Source organism: [Limnothrix rosea] IAM M-220 (assembly GCF_001904615.1).
Classification (GTDB): Bacteria; Cyanobacteriota; Cyanobacteriia; order Cyanobacteriales; family MRBY01; genus MRBY01.
On record NZ_MRBY01000003.1, the window covers coordinates 15,683 to 30,545 of the forward strand.

The window sequence follows — 14,863 nt, forward strand, 5'->3', positions numbered from 1 at the left end:
CAAATGAAAGGTAATCAAAAAGTCCTAGAACAATTACATAAGCTTTTGCGTAATGAGCTTGGTGCTAGAGATCAGTATTTTACGCATTCGCGCATGTTTCAAGATTGGGGCTTGAATAAGCTCTATGAGCGGATTGACCATGAGATGCAGGATGAAACTGCCCATGCGGCACTGTTGATTGAACGGATTCTTTTTTTGGAAGATACGCCGGATCTTTCTAGTCAGCCGGGCTTGAATATTGGTAAGACTGTGCCTGAGATGCTTCAAAATGACCTTGATTATGAATATAAGGTGGTGGCAGATCTCAAGGAGGCGATCGCCGTGTGTGAGACGGAGCAGGATTATCAAACGAGAGAAATTTTGTTACCGATTTTGACGGATACAGAGCAAGACCATGCTTACTGGCTGGAGCAGCAACTAGGTCTGATCGAAAAGATTGGCCTACAAAACTATCTGCAATCGCAAATGTAAAGGCTTGCATGGTGACGACTGTTTAGGGATTGGGTTTGCTGGCTCAGTCCCTAAATATTTTTTATATGATTGTTTATTGGTTGTTTGCCCTTGAGCCCTGTCTAGGAAATGGACTCTGGCATATCGGGCTTAACGATACGTTTAGTGAGTACGCCATATTTCGGTGCACAGAACATGGTTACAACAAAGATCAGTGATAGCAAAACGACAATGGAGCCACCAGTCGAAATATCGAGGTGATAGCTCAAATAGGTTCCCATGATGCAGGAAAAGATGCTGCTGGCGCTGGAAATCCAGAGCATGTGATCAAATCTATCGGTCAATAGGTAGGCGATCGCCCCCGGCGTGATCAGCATGGCGATAACGAGAATAATGCCAGCGGTTTGTAGGGCAGCAACGATAGTGAGAGCTAAGACTGACAGCAATGTGTAATACATCGTCTGGGTATTGAGACCAATGGCTTTGGCGTGGTTTGGGTCAAAGCAAAATAAGAGTAAATCTTTGCGCCTGAGCAGAATAATTATCAAGGTTAATGTGCCAGCAATTAGGGTTTGGATAATATCACTCTGGGAAATGCCGAGAACATTACCAAACAAAATATGAAAAAGATCAATATTGCTGGGGATTTTGGTGACGAGTACTAATCCAAAGGCAAAAAATCCCGTAAAGACAACGCCAATGACGGCATCTTCCTTTAGCCTCGTGGCTGATTTGACATAGCCGATCGCCACGGTTGCCCCAAAGCCAAACATAAAGGCACCGATGGCAAAGGGAATATTGAGGGCGTAGGCGACAACGACACCGGGTACAACGGCATGGGACACCGCATCGCCCATGAGCGACCAGCCCTTTAGGGTGATATAGCAGGATAAAACGGCACAGACTAGGCCGACAAAGGCACTGACCCAAATGGCTTTTACGAGAAAACCATATTGCAATGGTTCTATGATCCAGTTGGTGATATTTACTAAGGCGCTCATGCGTCAACCTCGGATTGGCTGGGTTTTTGGGTCAGTTGTTGTAAGCTGCTCATGGGTAAACCGCCAAAGGTCATCACGAGATTATCTTCGGTAAAGGTTTCGGCGGTGGTCCCTTCTGCAAGGATTGTTTTGTTTAATAAAATTGTGCGATCGCAGAATGTGGAGATCGAGGCGAGATCGTGGGTTGAAACGAGAATGGTGTGGCCTTCGTCCCGCAATTGTAAAAGTAAATCAATGATGCTTTTTTCGGTTTTGACATCCACGCCAGTAAAGGGTTCGTCGAGCAAGATTACCTTGCCTTGCTGTGCTAGGGCTCGTGCTAAAAATGCCCGTTTTTTCTGACCACCGGACAATTCTCCAATTTGGCGATCGCGGAACTCCACCATGCCGACGCGATCTAAACTTTCCATCACCAAACGACGATCCTTAGCGCTAGGAATTCGCAGTAAGTTCATGTAGCCATAGCGTCCCATCATCACGACATCGAAGACACTCACCGGAAAATCCCAATCCACTTCATCGGACTGGGGCACGTAGGCCATGAGCTGTTTTTTCTGGGCTTTTTTGACGGAATGTCCGGCGATCGCCACCCGTCCTTCCGTGGGTTTGAGGAAACCCATAATCGATTTAAACAAAGTTGATTTGCCGCCACCATTGGGGCCGACAAGTCCGGTAATCCTACCGGGTTCAACATGGCAATTGGCGTTATACAGCGCTAGGCGAGTGTTGCTGTAGGTGACGCTGAGGTTTTGGACTGTGATATCTAGGAAAGAGGCAGTCATGGTCGTTTCGGTGGGTGGAGGTTTAGGAATAAAAAATCAAAGGAGAAAAACGGGTTAATCGCTTTGGGTTTGGCTCCCGGCTAATAAACCGTTAGCAATGGTGCGCGCGTCATATTCGAGGAGCTGAAGATAGCTGGGGACAGGGCCTTCTGCTGTGGAGAGGGAGTCGACGTAGAGGTTGCCGCCAAATCTTGCTCCCGAAGCCTTTGCCACTTCTTTTTGTCCTTCATCGCTCACGGTGCTTTCACAGAAAATTGTCGGCACATTATTTTCTTTTACTGCTTCAATGACCGTTTGCACCTGCTTGGGCGTAAATTGTTGTTCGGCATTAATCGGCCAAATGTAAATTTCCTCTAGGCCGTAATCTCGCGCGAGGTAGGAAAATGCCCCTTCGCAACTAACGAGGTAACGCTGCTCTGCTGGCACAAGGCTTAAGTCTGTTTCCAGTTGGTCGGCGATCGCCTGAATTTCTGCACTGTAGGCTTCAGCATTCGCGGCATAATAATCAGCATTCTCCGGGTCAAGTTCTGTGAACGCTTGACGAATATTTTCGACATAGATCAAGGCATTTTTCGGTGACATCCAAGCGTGGGGATTCGGCTTATCGGTGTAGGGGCCAGAGCCAATGGGAATCGGTTCAATGCCTTCGGTGAGCAGGACTGAGGGCACATCCTCAAGGTTGCCGAGAAATTGCTCAAACCACCGCTCAAGGTTCATGCCGTTATACAAAATCAAGTCGGCATCCTGCGCCCGCACTAGATCGCTGGGTGTCGGTTCATAGCCGTGAATTTCTGACCCAATCTTTGTGATGGACTCCACAATCAGGCGATCGCCCGCCACATTTTTGGCAATATCCGCAAGGACACTAAAGGTCGTTAAAACTTTTTTTCGGTCGTCTTGCTCTGTCGCTGTTGTGCTGATTTCCGATTGTTCAGCGGATGTGGAGACCTCGGCTGTTTCTGGGCTACAACCCACTAACCATAAACCCAAGAGTACGCTAGACAGGGCGATTTTTTGGCGAAAATGCGGTACGAAAACCATGACGAAACAACACAATATGAAAAAACATTGTGATTATTGTCTCATTTTTCTTTCATATTTGTCGGGCGATCGCCTCTAATCTTGCCTCTCGTAATAATCTGTTACATGTTGGACTGGAACTGTAAAGTAGTCTGAGAAGGCTTTTTACAAAAATTACTGAGCATGAAATTGGAGGCGACATTTCCTTTCGGCAAAAGCATTCATTGCAGAGCTAAGTTTTAAGGCTGAGATCTACAAAATCGCTACTCTTTGACACAGTTTATCGGCTACTTTAGCTATGCAAACCGTCGAATAAGCCTGGTTGATAAGGAGGCATATCTCTGACTTGCAAACTTTTAGCGACCTCAGAACCTTGTACTATCTTTTCAATGTCGCCGTCTCCTGCGTAGATGATGCCTGCTTTTTGGGCGACAGCTGTAGCAACAATCATCATGTCAAACTTCATCTTTTCTCTTTGTAGACCCATCTCTTTACGGAACCCCCATTTTTCCGTAGCCAATTCTCCAAAGATGTAAGAGGCAGCGATGTCAAATGGAACAATCTTAGAAAACTTTGATAACTCTGAAGAAACTTGACGTTTGAGTTTTGGATTGCAACCCATCAGTAACTCAGCAAAAACACAAGATGGAACAATTACATTATTTTTTGCTGCTTGTAAGTTGGCGATTAACTGCATTGCTTGAGGAATCTTATTTTTTCGATCTGGATGCGATCTTTGTTGTATGCCCCAAATCACAATATTTGTATCTAAGCAGACTACATCCATTAATCTGTCCCATGTCTTAGTTCAGCGAAGTATTCAATGGGATTTTCTATATGAGAAAAGGCCTTTCCAATACTTCCTCGTAGTTGCTCAAAAGCTTCGTCAATGGGGTGATCTTCGTAGTCTGTAAAATCTTGAACATGAAAGTGCTTTACCGTCATGCTTTCAACATCCCAATTAGCAATACCCTTTAAACCGACGACATCATACAAACGTCTCCCAGCCTGGCGAATTATCGATAGTCCTGAACAGGTACAGTTGATAAAATCACCAGATATCAGTCGAACTCGAATCTTCGGGTTACGTTCGTCTCCCCCGACACGCAAGATTTTCCCGTATAAAGTTGTTTCACCTTCTAACATAAAAGGTTCGGGAATCTTGAAATCTTCGTTAATTGATGTTTGGTATTTGCGAGTTCCGTTCAGCGTAAAAAAACGAGCATCAAATTTTCTTTTTTTTGATAAATCTCGTATGTGAATAATATTTTCGACTGTTCGATGTGGTAGACCGTCTATGTCACCAGTTTGTATACGATTAGATAGTTCTTCAAAAGCGGGAATAGTCAGTTCCGGAATACTTGGTTGATACTCAATTGTGTATCCATCATCGCCAAATCTTTTGGGTCCTATGATTATTTCGCTAATGCTGACTGAGTATTTATCGTGTGTGTAAGAAGCAATCATATCTTCAGTGGAAGAAAATAAGATGCCAAGCTCTTTGCCTCGTATTTGTCCGGGAGCAATCCCTCCCCCAACGAGACTCATTTCAATCAGTGGCGAATCATCAGTAACTACCATGATTGAATTATAAAGGAGAATTTCAAGTCTTTTCGCTTACGAAAATTGCTGAGCATGAAATTGGGCATAACGACCACTTTGGGCGAGGAGTTCATCGTGGTTGCCTGACTCAACGATTTGACCATTTTCTAAAACAAGAATGCGATCGCTGCTTCTGATGGTGGCGAGGCGATGGGCAATCACAAATACAGTACGGTCTTGCATAATGCGTTCTAATGCTTCCTGAACTAAGGCTTCAGATTCCGCATCGAGGGCAGAGGTCGCTTCGTCGAGAATTAAAATTTTCGGGTCGAGTAATACCGCCCGGGCGATCGCCACCCGTTGCCGCTGACCACCAGAAAGATTAACGCCCCGTTCACCCACATAGGTGTGATAACCCTGGGGAAATTCCGAAATAAATTGGTGCGCATTGGCGATTTTTGCTGCCGCTTTAACCTGGTCCATATCAATATCAGTCTGGCCAAAGGCAATATTTTGGGCGATCGTCCCCGAAAATAAAACCGTTTCTTGGGGCACAATGCCGATTTGTTGGCGCAAACTTTTTAGCGTGACCGATGACGTATCAATGCCATCAATAAAAATTTGACCACCTTGGGGACTGTAAAAACGTGGTAGCAGATTCACAAAGGTCGTTTTTCCCGCACCAGAAGCACCAACTAAGGCGATCATTTCTCCCGGTTTGACCAGTAGATCAATACCCTGCAAAACAGGCTTGTTAGATTCATAGGCAAAGGTCACATGGCGATATTCCACCTTACCCGTCACATGGGGTAATTCTGCCGCGTCAGGCTTTTCGATGACCGTTGGTTGCACTGCCATCAGCTCAAAAATCCGATCAACAGACGCTTCCCCCTCTTTAAATTCATTAAAATTGCTCGTTGTAATTTGAATTGGATCAATCAATAACGCGACAGCCGCGACATAGGCGACAAAATCCGCCGCCGTTAAATTTTGCTGGGAAATCTGCCACCCTCCTAGGAAAAAGAGAAAAATGACACTCATCGCTTCCAGGAAACCCACCACCACAAATTGCAAAGCTTTAATTTTTGCGGCTTTATATTTGGCTTTGCGATTTTGTTCTGCTTCTAGTTCAAAGCGATGTAATTCATAATCCTCGGCGGCAAAGGCTTGTACTAAACGAATGCCGCTAAAAACTTCTGTTAAAAGAGCAGAGAGATTTGAGGTGCGGTTTTGGCTACGGCGGGAAAATTCAAGGAGTTTTTCGCCAAAGGCACCGATGAGTACGGCCATCAACGGGCCAATGACAAGAGCCGCGCAGGTGAGTTGCCAATTCACCCAGAACATATAGCCCAACACAACAATGAGCTGCAAAATGCTGGGGAGAAACTGGTGAAAAATTTTATTAACCACTTCACCGACGCGGTCAATATCCTCTGTGAGGCGATAGGATAAATCCCCGGTTTTTGCTGTTTCAAAGTAGTGCAAGCTCAGTCTGTGGAGATGGGCATAAACTTTTACCCGTAACTGTAAAGCGATTTTGAGGGCGGCGGCGACCATTAGGGTGTCTTGTCCGTACTGTACTAAACCGCGAATGAGAAAGATAATAGCGGCTTTGCCGGCAAGGTTAATAATGCCCTGGACATTCCCCGCGCCAATGTCTTCGGCGATTTGTCCTGCGAGGTACGCCAAAATTGGCCAAAACACTGTAAAAGCGACAGTACAAGCGAGTGCTTGACTAATCGTTTTCATCTGGGGGCGCAGGTACGGAAGTAGCTTTAGATAGCTAGAGCGATCGCTGTTCAAAGGAAAGGGGGGTGACGGTGGGCAGGTTTATAGTAAGTGATTCGGCGGAATTTCTATAGAGTAGGGTTACAAGGGGCTCATCGGTGCGATGATGATAGGCTATACCTTTACTAAATTTTCCGGCATCGATGAGTGTAGATTGGATTACGCGAGCTGACCGTCTCAGTGCTTTACCTCCCTATGTGTTTGCCCGTTTGGATGAGCTGAAGGCGAGAGCGAAGGAACAGGGATTGGATTTGATTGATCTCGGCATGGGCAATCCCGATGGGTTTGCACCAAAGGAGGCCATAGATGCGGCGATCGCCGCCTTTGAGACCGCGCGTTTCCATGGTTATCCGCCCTTTGAGGGGACTGCGAGCTTTCGTAATGCCATCACCACTTGGTACAAGCGTCGCTACGATGTGGAACTAAATCCGGACAGTGAAGCTTTGCCTCTCTTGGGTTCAAAGGAGGGCTTAGCTCACCTTGCCCTCGCCTATGTGAATCCGGGGGATACGGTTTTAGTGCCGAGTCCGTCCTATCCGGCTCATTTCCGTGGCCCGTTAATTGCGGGGGCAGATGTGTATGAAATTATTCTCAAGCCAGAACAGGATTGGCTAATTGACCTCAGCTCGATTCCGGAAGAGGTTGCCCACCGCGCCAAGATTCTTTATTTTAACTATCCCAGCAATCCCACCACTGCCTCTGCCCCCCGCGAATTTTTTGAAGAGGTTGTCGAATGGGCGCATAAATATAAGGTGATGCTCGTCCATGATCTTTGCTATGCGGAGCTATCCTTTGATGGGTTTAAGCCGACAAGTTTGCTCGAAATTCCCGGTGGTGACGAAATTGGCGTTGAGTTCCACACTCTCTCGAAAACCTACAATATGGCAGGTTGGCGCGTCGGTTTTGTTGTTGGAAATTCCGACATTATTCAAGGTTTACGAACGCTAAAAACGAACCTTGATTATGGTATTTTTTCTGCGATTCAAAAGGCGGCGGAGGCTGCCCTCGGACTACCGGACAGTTATATCCACGGGGTACAGGAACGTTACCGCGATCGCCGAGATTGTCTCATAGATGCTCTCGGTGAAATTGGCTGGAAAGTCAAACCTTCGAACGCCACGATGTACCTTTGGGTTCCGGTTCCCCCCAGCATGAATTCCACGGATTTTGCTCTCTATGTCCTACGCACTACAGGCGTGGTTGTGACTCCCGGCAATGCCTTTGGCAAAGGTGGAGAAGGCTATGTGCGCATGAGTTTAATCGCCCCCTGCGATCGCCTCCGCTATGCCATTAGCCTCTGGAGAAAGGCCGGAATTCACTACGACATGCCTGCACCGCAAGCGTAAAGCTCACTGACACGGTGAGCGGGAGACGCAGCGATTGAGAGATTGGAGACAAACGCGTAGTGATTTCTCACCTAAAAACTTCGGGGTAAATATCTTCGTGTCCCCCTGTCCCTAGCTCCCTGCGTCTTTTCCCTGAGTTTTCTCAACCCCAACGGGCTTTTATTAGGCGATCGCCGTACCATCATTAGGCAAAATATCTTGGAGTCGTCCAGAACCCACCGCCTTAATCGCTGCCGTTAGATTCACATCACCCGTATAAATTGCCCGTCCGACAATAGCACCAGTGACACCAAGACCCTCAAGAGCCACCAAATTAACCAGATCTGCTTGGGAGCTAACCCCCCCCGACGCAATCACCGGAATATCAATAGTTGCAGCCAACTCCCGGAGAGAGTCAATATTCGGGCCAGCCATAGTGCCATCCCGATGAATATCCGTATAAATAATCGCCGCCACCCCTTGAGTTGCCATACGCTGAGCCAGATCCGTCGCCATCACCTCCGATGTCTCAAGCCAGCCCTTCGTCGCTACCTTGCCATTACGCGCATCGATACCCACCGCAATCCGTCCCGGATATTTCCCACAGAGTTCCGTTACCAGCTCAGGATTCTCTACCGCGGCCGTACCAATAATCGCGCGTTCTACTCCGACCTCAAATAACCGCTCAACACTGGCCACATTCCGCAGACCACCGCCCACTTGCACCGGAATATCAAGGGCTTCGACAATACTTTTAATGGCATCAAGATTCATAGAAGAACCCTGTTTTGCACCATCGAGATCAACCACATGGAGGCGAGTTGCCCCTTGAGCTGCCCATGTTTTTGCCATTTGAGCAGGATTGTCATTGAAAACCTGAGCTTGGTCATAATCGCCTTGGTAAAGTCGGACACATTGGCCGCCGAGGAGATCGATCGCGGGGATAACTTCCATGTCGAAAAATATCTTGGTAGTGGAACAAAAGCTTTGCTATAATAGCGAATCGTTGACGTGGTGGCATAGCCAAGTGGTAAGGCAGAGGTCTGCAAAACCTCCATCCCCCAGTTCGAATCTGGGTGCCACCTTTTTTTAGGTAAATGAATTGCGGGTTTCTGTGGGAGTCTCGTACTTGATTTTCAGTTCAATTTTTTCTGAATTGCAATCACTAGCTTTCTTGCAACAGTTGTGGATTTAGTCGCAGAAAAGCAAGTAGATTAGTAGAAGATTGGCAAAAACAGCAAAAGGTTCGGCCTTACTATATAAGGCGATCGCCGCAGCAATGGAAACAGACCTTGAAGAGCTACAACGACGAACTAAAACTAAAGCCAGAGGCGATGAATCGTGGCAGCCAACTATTGGAATTCTCGAAGAAAGTCCAGAAACTTGATCAGCTTTAAAGGATAACGATTTTGCTATTGGCTATCGTTGATTAAAAGGAATTTTGCGTAGTCTCATAGGAAAATAAGAGAAATTTTGTTTTACCTCATGAAGCCGCTCAGCAAGACCTTAAAGTTATTGGCGATCGCCTCGGTTGCCTCCATTGGATTTATTGTTATTTTCCTCATACTGTTAGATCGGGAGCCACAATCCGAGCAGGCGATGGAAACAATATTTCTGCTAATGCCCATCGCTCTAGCTGCCGAAGTGGGAATTTACAAACTATTCCTTAAAGATTGGCGTGATGTTCTGGCAAATTATCTGATTGCCCATGCTGCTTACTTTTTCGCTTCGGTCGCTGGGGGGTTTGCCTATGCCGCGGAATTATCTGATGAGAGGGTAATTTTAGCTTGGCTATTAGTCTGGCTGCCAACTGCCTACCTTGGGCAATACCACATAATTTATGTGGAGCGGTTAGAAGCTCGATTGGAAAAGCAGCAGCAGGAGATTAAAGACTTTGAGAAAAAGCGACTACAGCTGACCAAACAGATGACATCACTACAGGGTCGCATCCAAAACCAGAAACGATGGATTGACCAACATAAGACCAAATAAAGTCTGATTGCCGTCACATATCCCAAAGAAATTGAAGCGACTTTACCCACAGAGGCAGATGCTGGAACGGCGCAATGTTATCTCGAACTGGCGAGCCATGGGGAAGAAAATTTACGAGATCAAGCTGTGGCACACCATTCACATCGAAATTCCGGCAGTGTTGGGAGAGGATTGTTCTCTTCATGTTTATCTGTTCGATGGAGATGAATAGGTTGGCTCCTCAAAAGCACTGTATTTTTATCTTTCATTTAACGTAATTTAACGTACAGTTTCTCGAAATTTTTCTATGGTTAATGTGGCAACAGACAAGCAAACTCCAACGGGTTCCAACTCGAAATTTCCTCGCAAGATTTTGTTGGTTTCCTGTGGTGGGGCGATCGCCAAACCAGTCAAAATGACCAGTTTCATTTTTTGCTCAAACTCAAACTTCCTCATCCTACGCAAAAATCAAGGCGGCGATCGGCCACTCACCAACACTCATCACATCTTCATTGAGAAACGTATCTCAACCCAATTCACAACAGAAAAATAACCTTACCCTAGGGAAAAACAGTACCCTTCTAAAGGCATAGACAGACAGCGATGTTTACTATCCGCGCCACTGCAAACACCTTCCTCAAACGAGAACCCATCTCCGCATCCCAACTGTCAGATGCCTACAAAAGATTCTCCAGAAAAGGCACAGAATGGAACGTCGATAGCCATAGCACCGCAGCAGATGATCACCTCAAAATCGAGCTAGCCTATGGTGCAGGCACATGGTATGCCTACCGCCCCCATTGGTCAGGTTTCCCAACAGTCGCAGCACCATCACCCAGCCCAGATTTACTCACCATCCAAGCAACCCAAGATACCTATCTCAAAAGAGAAGTCACATCATCCTCAGCACTCCCCACCGCCTACAAAAAACTGTCCAAGAAAGGCACGGAATGGCAAGTCGAAAAATTCACCACAGCAGCCAACGACCATATCCAAATAGAACTGGCCTATGGTTCCGGCACATGGTTTGTTTATCGACCTCACTGGGGCGGCTTTCCCAACTCAAACCCTCCTACACCAGAACCAAACATGATTACCATTCGCGCGACCCAAGACACCTACTTAAAACGAGAAATTAAACCCTCTTCCGCATTGTCCGATGCCTATAAAAAACTGAACAAAAAAGGCACAGAATGGCAAGTCGAAAAATTCACCGAAGAAGCAGCCGACCATATCAAAGTCGAGCTTGCTTACGGTTCTGGCACTTGGTATGTATACAAGCTCCACTGGGATGGCTTTCCCGGAGCAGCAGCAGTCACAGAGCCAGTAGACCTAGGCAGTGCAACTAGCAGCAGCAACATTGACAGTGTCCCGGTCTGCGGTATGGATTTAATCAAAAAATTTGAAGGCATCGAGCTCCATGCCTATCCCGACCCCCTCACAGGCGGCGACCCATGGACAATCGGCTACGGCTCCACATTTTATGAAAGCGGTGTAAAGGTCAAAAAAGGTGACACTATCACCAAAGAACAAGCCGAGAAAGAACTTATCAATAACTGCAAAAAATCCTTTATGCCGCACCTCGAAAAAATCCCCCACTTCAACGAGATGGACGATTATCAAAAAGGTGCACTCCTGTCCTTTGCCTACAACCTTGGTGCTCGTTTCTACGGCGCAACCAACTTTGAAACCATTACCCGCACCCTAAAAAACAAAGATTGGGGATACATGCGTAAAGCCTTGGTGCTCTATCGCAATCCCGGCTCAAATGTCGAAGCTGGTTTGCTCCGCCGTCGTAATGCAGAAGCAGATGTGTGGTTTACCAATGTTAAAGAAGATAAGTAACCAGAAATCCAGCGTGCCCAAAGTTCTCAAAGAAGACACTGGCATTGTTGCTAGGTAACGTCAGTTCGGGTTAAGGAGTTATCCGAATACCTTGAAAACACGGGGACATTGGGATAGAGAGACACGGAGAGGGGGAGATACGGGACATCAACGGACACCCGCATTAGAATTGTTTGAATAAAAAACCGCCCCATCCCTCGCTCTCCCTTTCGCCGCGTCGTCATTCCAGACCATGCTTAAACCGAACTCAGGTTAGGTATCAAAAAAGGGCAGTACGCAAACTACCCTGATAAACAAATTGGTTGGATTGATATAGTCGTGGTCGGCCAGATTGGTAGGGGTTTAAGGTTTATCTGATGTCTTAACTTTGATGGCTTTGACTATATTTAACGTCAGTTATGGATAAGAATGTAGCCAAAATTCTTTAGAGAAAAGGAGACACGGAGAGGGAAAGACACGGGGAAGCAACGAAAATTTGCATTTTTTGAAAGCTAGTAGGATTGTTTGCATAGAAATATCTCCCGATCTCTCGCTCTCCCATTCACCGCGTCGTACTTCCGAGCATGCTTAAGCAAAACTCACGTTATTTAGGGATAAAAGGCTAGTTGGGGTAAACCGAGGGTTTCTTCCCAGCCCATCATAATGTTCATGCACTGAACAGCTTGACCAGACTGACCCTTAAGCAAATTATCGATCGCCGACATGACAATCACGCGACCAGTACGGTGGTCAACTTCAACGCCGAGGTAACAAAGATTTGTGCCACAGGCCCATTTTGTTTGGGGATAAACGCCGTTGGGCAAAATTTCAACGCAGGGGGAAGCGCGGTAAAACGCATTATAAATGGTGAGCAAATCGTCCCGTACTAGACCCGGATCGCGCAGCGTTGCATAGACAGTGGCGAGGATGCCACGGGGCATCGGGATCAGATGGGGCGTAAACTGAACGCGAATATCTTGGCTGGCGAGTTTGCTGCAGGTCTGTTCAATTTCTGGGGTGTGTCTGTGGGAAGCGACACCATAGGCTCCGAGGGAAGCGTCAGCCTCTGCTAAAAGTAAATTGATTTTGCCCTGTCTACCACCGCCGGATGTGCCAGATTTTGCGTCAATGATGGCGGTTTCTGGTTGAATGAGACCTTGCTTAAATAAAGGCGATAGAGCCAATAAACTAGCTGTTACATAGCAGCCGGGACAGCCAATTAACTGTGCTTGGGCAATTTCTTCGCGATACAGCTCAGGTAAACCGTAGACGGCGATCGCATTAGTATCTTGATCCGTGCGTTCTGTCTTATACCAAGTCTTATAAGTTTCTAAATTTTCAAAACGATAGTCCGCCGACAAATCCAAAACCTTGCAGCCCTTTGCCACCAGTTCCGGCGCAAACTTACAAGCAAGACCATTCGGTAAACCGAGGAACACCACCTCACAGCGCTCAGCAATGACATTAAGGTCGATGGGTTCAATGGTCATATTGATGCGATGACCAACGTGGGGATATAGCTCAGCATAGGGCTTCCCAGCACTGCTATTGCCGCCGAGATAAACCAACTCGACACTAGGGTGATCGTGCAGTAGGCGCACTAACTGAACGCCACCATAACCTGATGCACCGACAATACCGACTGAAACTTGTGCTGTGTTACTCATAAATCCTTGTCATCGCTGAAAGGCTAACAACGGGATTTGTCCCGTTCATGTTCGCAGCAATTGTACAGGGAAATGAATTCTAGACAACAGGTATTTTTTTGTGACATGTCAATGAACAGACACGAAAAAGGAGATGCCGATTAAAACCGGTTTCTCCTCTATTTGCTGATTATTTTTTTTGTTGCTTAAATCCCAAGAATTTATGCTGCACGGCACATTTGGTCACGGTGCAAAACTGCCTCTCCATGGGAAGGCAACCACACGAGCCATTCTGTATCGGAGTAAGGGCATAGGAGCAGGGCATATTCTTCTTCTGTATCGGTGAGTTTTACCCAGTCACTATTGGGTTGAGCCGGAATGAATGTTGTGTCGAAAGGATGCTCAACGGTGTCTGAGCAAAAACGAAAATCTGCTTTAGATGTAGTTTGCGACATGGTTAAGCTTTTTTCCTCGTAATGGAAATAATATTATTTCTGTATCTAATCATACAAAATGGCTGGGCTAAGTGGGGATTACCTCACATAAATTTACTTGGGTTTTAGGCAAAAAGAGTCATGATCGGGCTGGGGTTGTAGGTGGCAAAATGGCGGTGGATGGGGTCATTAAGGATTTAAAGTAGAACAATAAATCAGCATCAGGAAGTGCTCAGTCAGAAATATGCAGTTACCGGAAGATGGCGATCGCCCCCTTAGTATTAATCTTGTGCCGATGATCGATGTGATTTTTTCGATTTTGGCATTTTTTATTCTGTCGACTTTGTTTCTCATTCCCTCGGAAGGGCTGGATATTGATCTCCCTGAGGCCTTGCGCGCTGCCAGTCAGTCACAAAAATCTTTGAAAGTTGGTATCAATGCCCAAGGACAAATCCGCTTCCAGCAACGGGATGTTGCGTTAGAAGAGCTTGTGTCTTTAGTGACGGCAGAATTGGGTGAAACCCAGACCCAGCTAATCATTCAAGCGGATACTGAGGTGAGTCATGGGAGAGTTGTGGCCGTAATGGATGCGCTACGGGAAATTCCTGATCTTAAGTTGGCGATCGCCACCACATCCCCCCAGTAGAAGCCTCTAACCCTTGGCTATCAAGGCTTTTAGTGTTAAGCTAGATGAAGCTCAGTGAAAATATGGTTGATTTTAAGCCAAAAACTCTAGTGGATATTATTTTCGTTTGCAATCTGCACGGGTATGGCTATATCGATATTTTTCTGGAAGTAGAAAAAGTGCTTTGGGCAGTGGTTTGGGGTTGATTTGGAGTTAGGAGTAGATCCCGCGCAACTGGGATTCAGTAGCGACCTCGAAGATTCAGTAGATTAGCATCAAGGGATTGATGTGGTGCAGGGACGGTTAAACATCATCGTGTTGATTTAGTTGAAGGTTTAGCAGCGGCGATCGCCACCAAATTGTTGGCAATCAAAAAAATTAGATCCGCCAAAGTTTATTTAACCAAACCAAACCTGCCCCGATCTGATTGTTCCACCAAGATTGTGATCGATATC

General features: G+C 46.4%; 17 protein-coding genes and 1 tRNA gene. 9 read left to right on the forward strand and 9 right to left on the reverse strand.

Annotated elements, in window-relative coordinates:
* Positions 1-3: 3 nt before the first annotated feature.
* Positions 4-471: a bacterioferritin gene (gene bfr, locus NIES208_RS02040; protein ID WP_075889212.1), complete on the forward strand. Its 468-nt coding sequence runs from the start codon at positions 4-6 to the stop codon at positions 469-471.
* A 101-nt stretch (positions 472-572) separates the two neighbouring features.
* Here the strand turns inward: bfr and NIES208_RS02045 are convergent, their stop codons facing one another.
* From NIES208_RS02045 to NIES208_RS02070, 6 genes are all read right to left on the reverse strand, one after another.
* A complete protein-coding gene (locus NIES208_RS02045; protein ID WP_075889214.1) occupies positions 573-1,451 on the reverse strand; it encodes a metal ABC transporter permease in 879 nt (292 codons plus the stop codon).
* Positions 1,448-2,233: a metal ABC transporter ATP-binding protein gene (locus NIES208_RS02050; RefSeq protein ID WP_075889216.1), complete on the reverse strand. Its 786-nt coding sequence runs from the start codon at positions 2,231-2,233 to the stop codon at positions 1,448-1,450. The genes NIES208_RS02045 and NIES208_RS02050 overlap by 4 nt, the downstream gene beginning before the upstream one ends.
* A 54-nt stretch (positions 2,234-2,287) precedes the next feature.
* On the reverse strand, positions 2,288-3,274 hold the full coding sequence (locus NIES208_RS02055; RefSeq protein WP_075889218.1) for a metal ABC transporter substrate-binding protein: 987 nt from the start codon (positions 3,272-3,274) through the stop codon (positions 2,288-2,290).
* Positions 3,275-3,545: 271 nt separating this feature from the next.
* Complete coding sequence (locus NIES208_RS02060; RefSeq protein ID WP_075889220.1) at positions 3,546-4,040, reverse strand: type II toxin-antitoxin system VapC family toxin; 495 nt, start codon at positions 4,038-4,040, stop codon at positions 3,546-3,548.
* Positions 4,040-4,834 (reverse strand): hypothetical protein, encoded by a 795-nt coding sequence (locus NIES208_RS02065; RefSeq protein ID WP_075889222.1) that lies wholly within the window; start codon positions 4,832-4,834, stop codon positions 4,040-4,042. The genes NIES208_RS02060 and NIES208_RS02065 overlap by 1 nt, the downstream gene beginning before the upstream one ends.
* A gap of 36 nt (positions 4,835-4,870) precedes the next feature.
* Positions 4,871-6,544, reverse strand: coding sequence for an ABC transporter ATP-binding protein (locus tag NIES208_RS02070; RefSeq protein ID WP_075889224.1), 1,674 nt, complete (start codon positions 6,542-6,544; stop codon positions 4,871-4,873).
* Between the two features lie 182 nt (positions 6,545-6,726).
* Between NIES208_RS02070 and NIES208_RS02075 the strand changes: the two genes are divergently transcribed.
* Positions 6,727-7,929 carry an aspartate aminotransferase gene (locus tag NIES208_RS02075; RefSeq protein WP_075889226.1) on the forward strand — a complete coding sequence of 401 codons (1,203 nt, stop codon included), beginning with the start codon at positions 6,727-6,729 and terminating at the stop codon, positions 7,927-7,929.
* 162 nt (positions 7,930-8,091) lie between these two features.
* Here NIES208_RS02075 and hisA read toward each other — a convergent pair whose 3' ends face one another.
* Positions 8,092-8,862 carry a 1-(5-phosphoribosyl)-5-[(5-phosphoribosylamino)methylideneamino]imidazole-4-carboxamide isomerase gene (gene hisA / locus NIES208_RS02080; RefSeq protein WP_075889228.1) on the reverse strand — a complete coding sequence of 257 codons (771 nt, stop codon included), beginning with the start codon at positions 8,860-8,862 and terminating at the stop codon, positions 8,092-8,094.
* Between the two features lie 59 nt (positions 8,863-8,921).
* On the opposite strand from hisA, the gene NIES208_RS02085 reads away from it, so the two are divergent.
* The 6 genes from NIES208_RS02085 to NIES208_RS02100 all read left to right on the forward strand — a co-directional run bounded on the left by NIES208_RS02085 (position 8,922) and on the right by NIES208_RS02100 (position 11,724).
* Positions 8,922-8,993 (forward strand) — tRNA-Cys (locus NIES208_RS02085).
* A gap of 140 nt (positions 8,994-9,133) precedes the next feature.
* On the forward strand, positions 9,134-9,295 hold the full coding sequence (locus NIES208_RS18805) for a hypothetical protein (RefSeq protein ID WP_171971693.1): 162 nt from the start codon (positions 9,134-9,136) through the stop codon (positions 9,293-9,295).
* A 98-nt stretch (positions 9,296-9,393) separates the two neighbouring features.
* Positions 9,394-9,900 carry a hypothetical protein gene (locus NIES208_RS02090; protein ID WP_075889230.1) on the forward strand — a complete coding sequence of 169 codons (507 nt, stop codon included), beginning with the start codon at positions 9,394-9,396 and terminating at the stop codon, positions 9,898-9,900.
* A 58-nt stretch (positions 9,901-9,958) separates the two neighbouring features.
* Positions 9,959-10,111 carry a hypothetical protein gene (locus NIES208_RS18810; protein ID WP_171971695.1) on the forward strand — a complete coding sequence of 51 codons (153 nt, stop codon included), beginning with the start codon at positions 9,959-9,961 and terminating at the stop codon, positions 10,109-10,111.
* A gap of 75 nt (positions 10,112-10,186) precedes the next feature.
* Positions 10,187-10,432, forward strand: a complete 246-nt coding sequence (locus tag NIES208_RS02095; RefSeq protein WP_075889232.1) for a hypothetical protein — start codon at positions 10,187-10,189, stop codon at positions 10,430-10,432.
* A gap of 50 nt (positions 10,433-10,482) precedes the next feature.
* Positions 10,483-11,724 (forward strand): lysozyme, encoded by a 1,242-nt coding sequence (locus tag NIES208_RS02100; RefSeq protein WP_075889234.1) that lies wholly within the window; start codon positions 10,483-10,485, stop codon positions 11,722-11,724.
* Positions 11,725-12,311: 587 nt separating this feature from the next.
* Here the strand turns inward: NIES208_RS02100 and argC are convergent.
* Together argC and NIES208_RS02110 are read right to left on the reverse strand one after the other, a co-directional pair.
* Positions 12,312-13,370 (reverse strand): N-acetyl-gamma-glutamyl-phosphate reductase, encoded by a 1,059-nt coding sequence (gene argC / locus NIES208_RS02105; protein WP_075889236.1) that lies wholly within the window; start codon positions 13,368-13,370, stop codon positions 12,312-12,314.
* A gap of 200 nt (positions 13,371-13,570) precedes the next feature.
* On the reverse strand, positions 13,571-13,804 hold the full coding sequence (locus NIES208_RS02110; protein WP_075889238.1) for a hypothetical protein: 234 nt from the start codon (positions 13,802-13,804) through the stop codon (positions 13,571-13,573).
* Positions 13,805-14,027: 223 nt separating this feature from the next.
* Between NIES208_RS02110 and NIES208_RS02115 the strand changes: the two genes are divergently transcribed.
* Positions 14,028-14,429 carry an ExbD/TolR family protein gene (locus NIES208_RS02115; protein WP_075889240.1) on the forward strand — a complete coding sequence of 134 codons (402 nt, stop codon included), beginning with the start codon at positions 14,028-14,030 and terminating at the stop codon, positions 14,427-14,429.
* Positions 14,430-14,863: the final 434 nt, after the last annotated feature.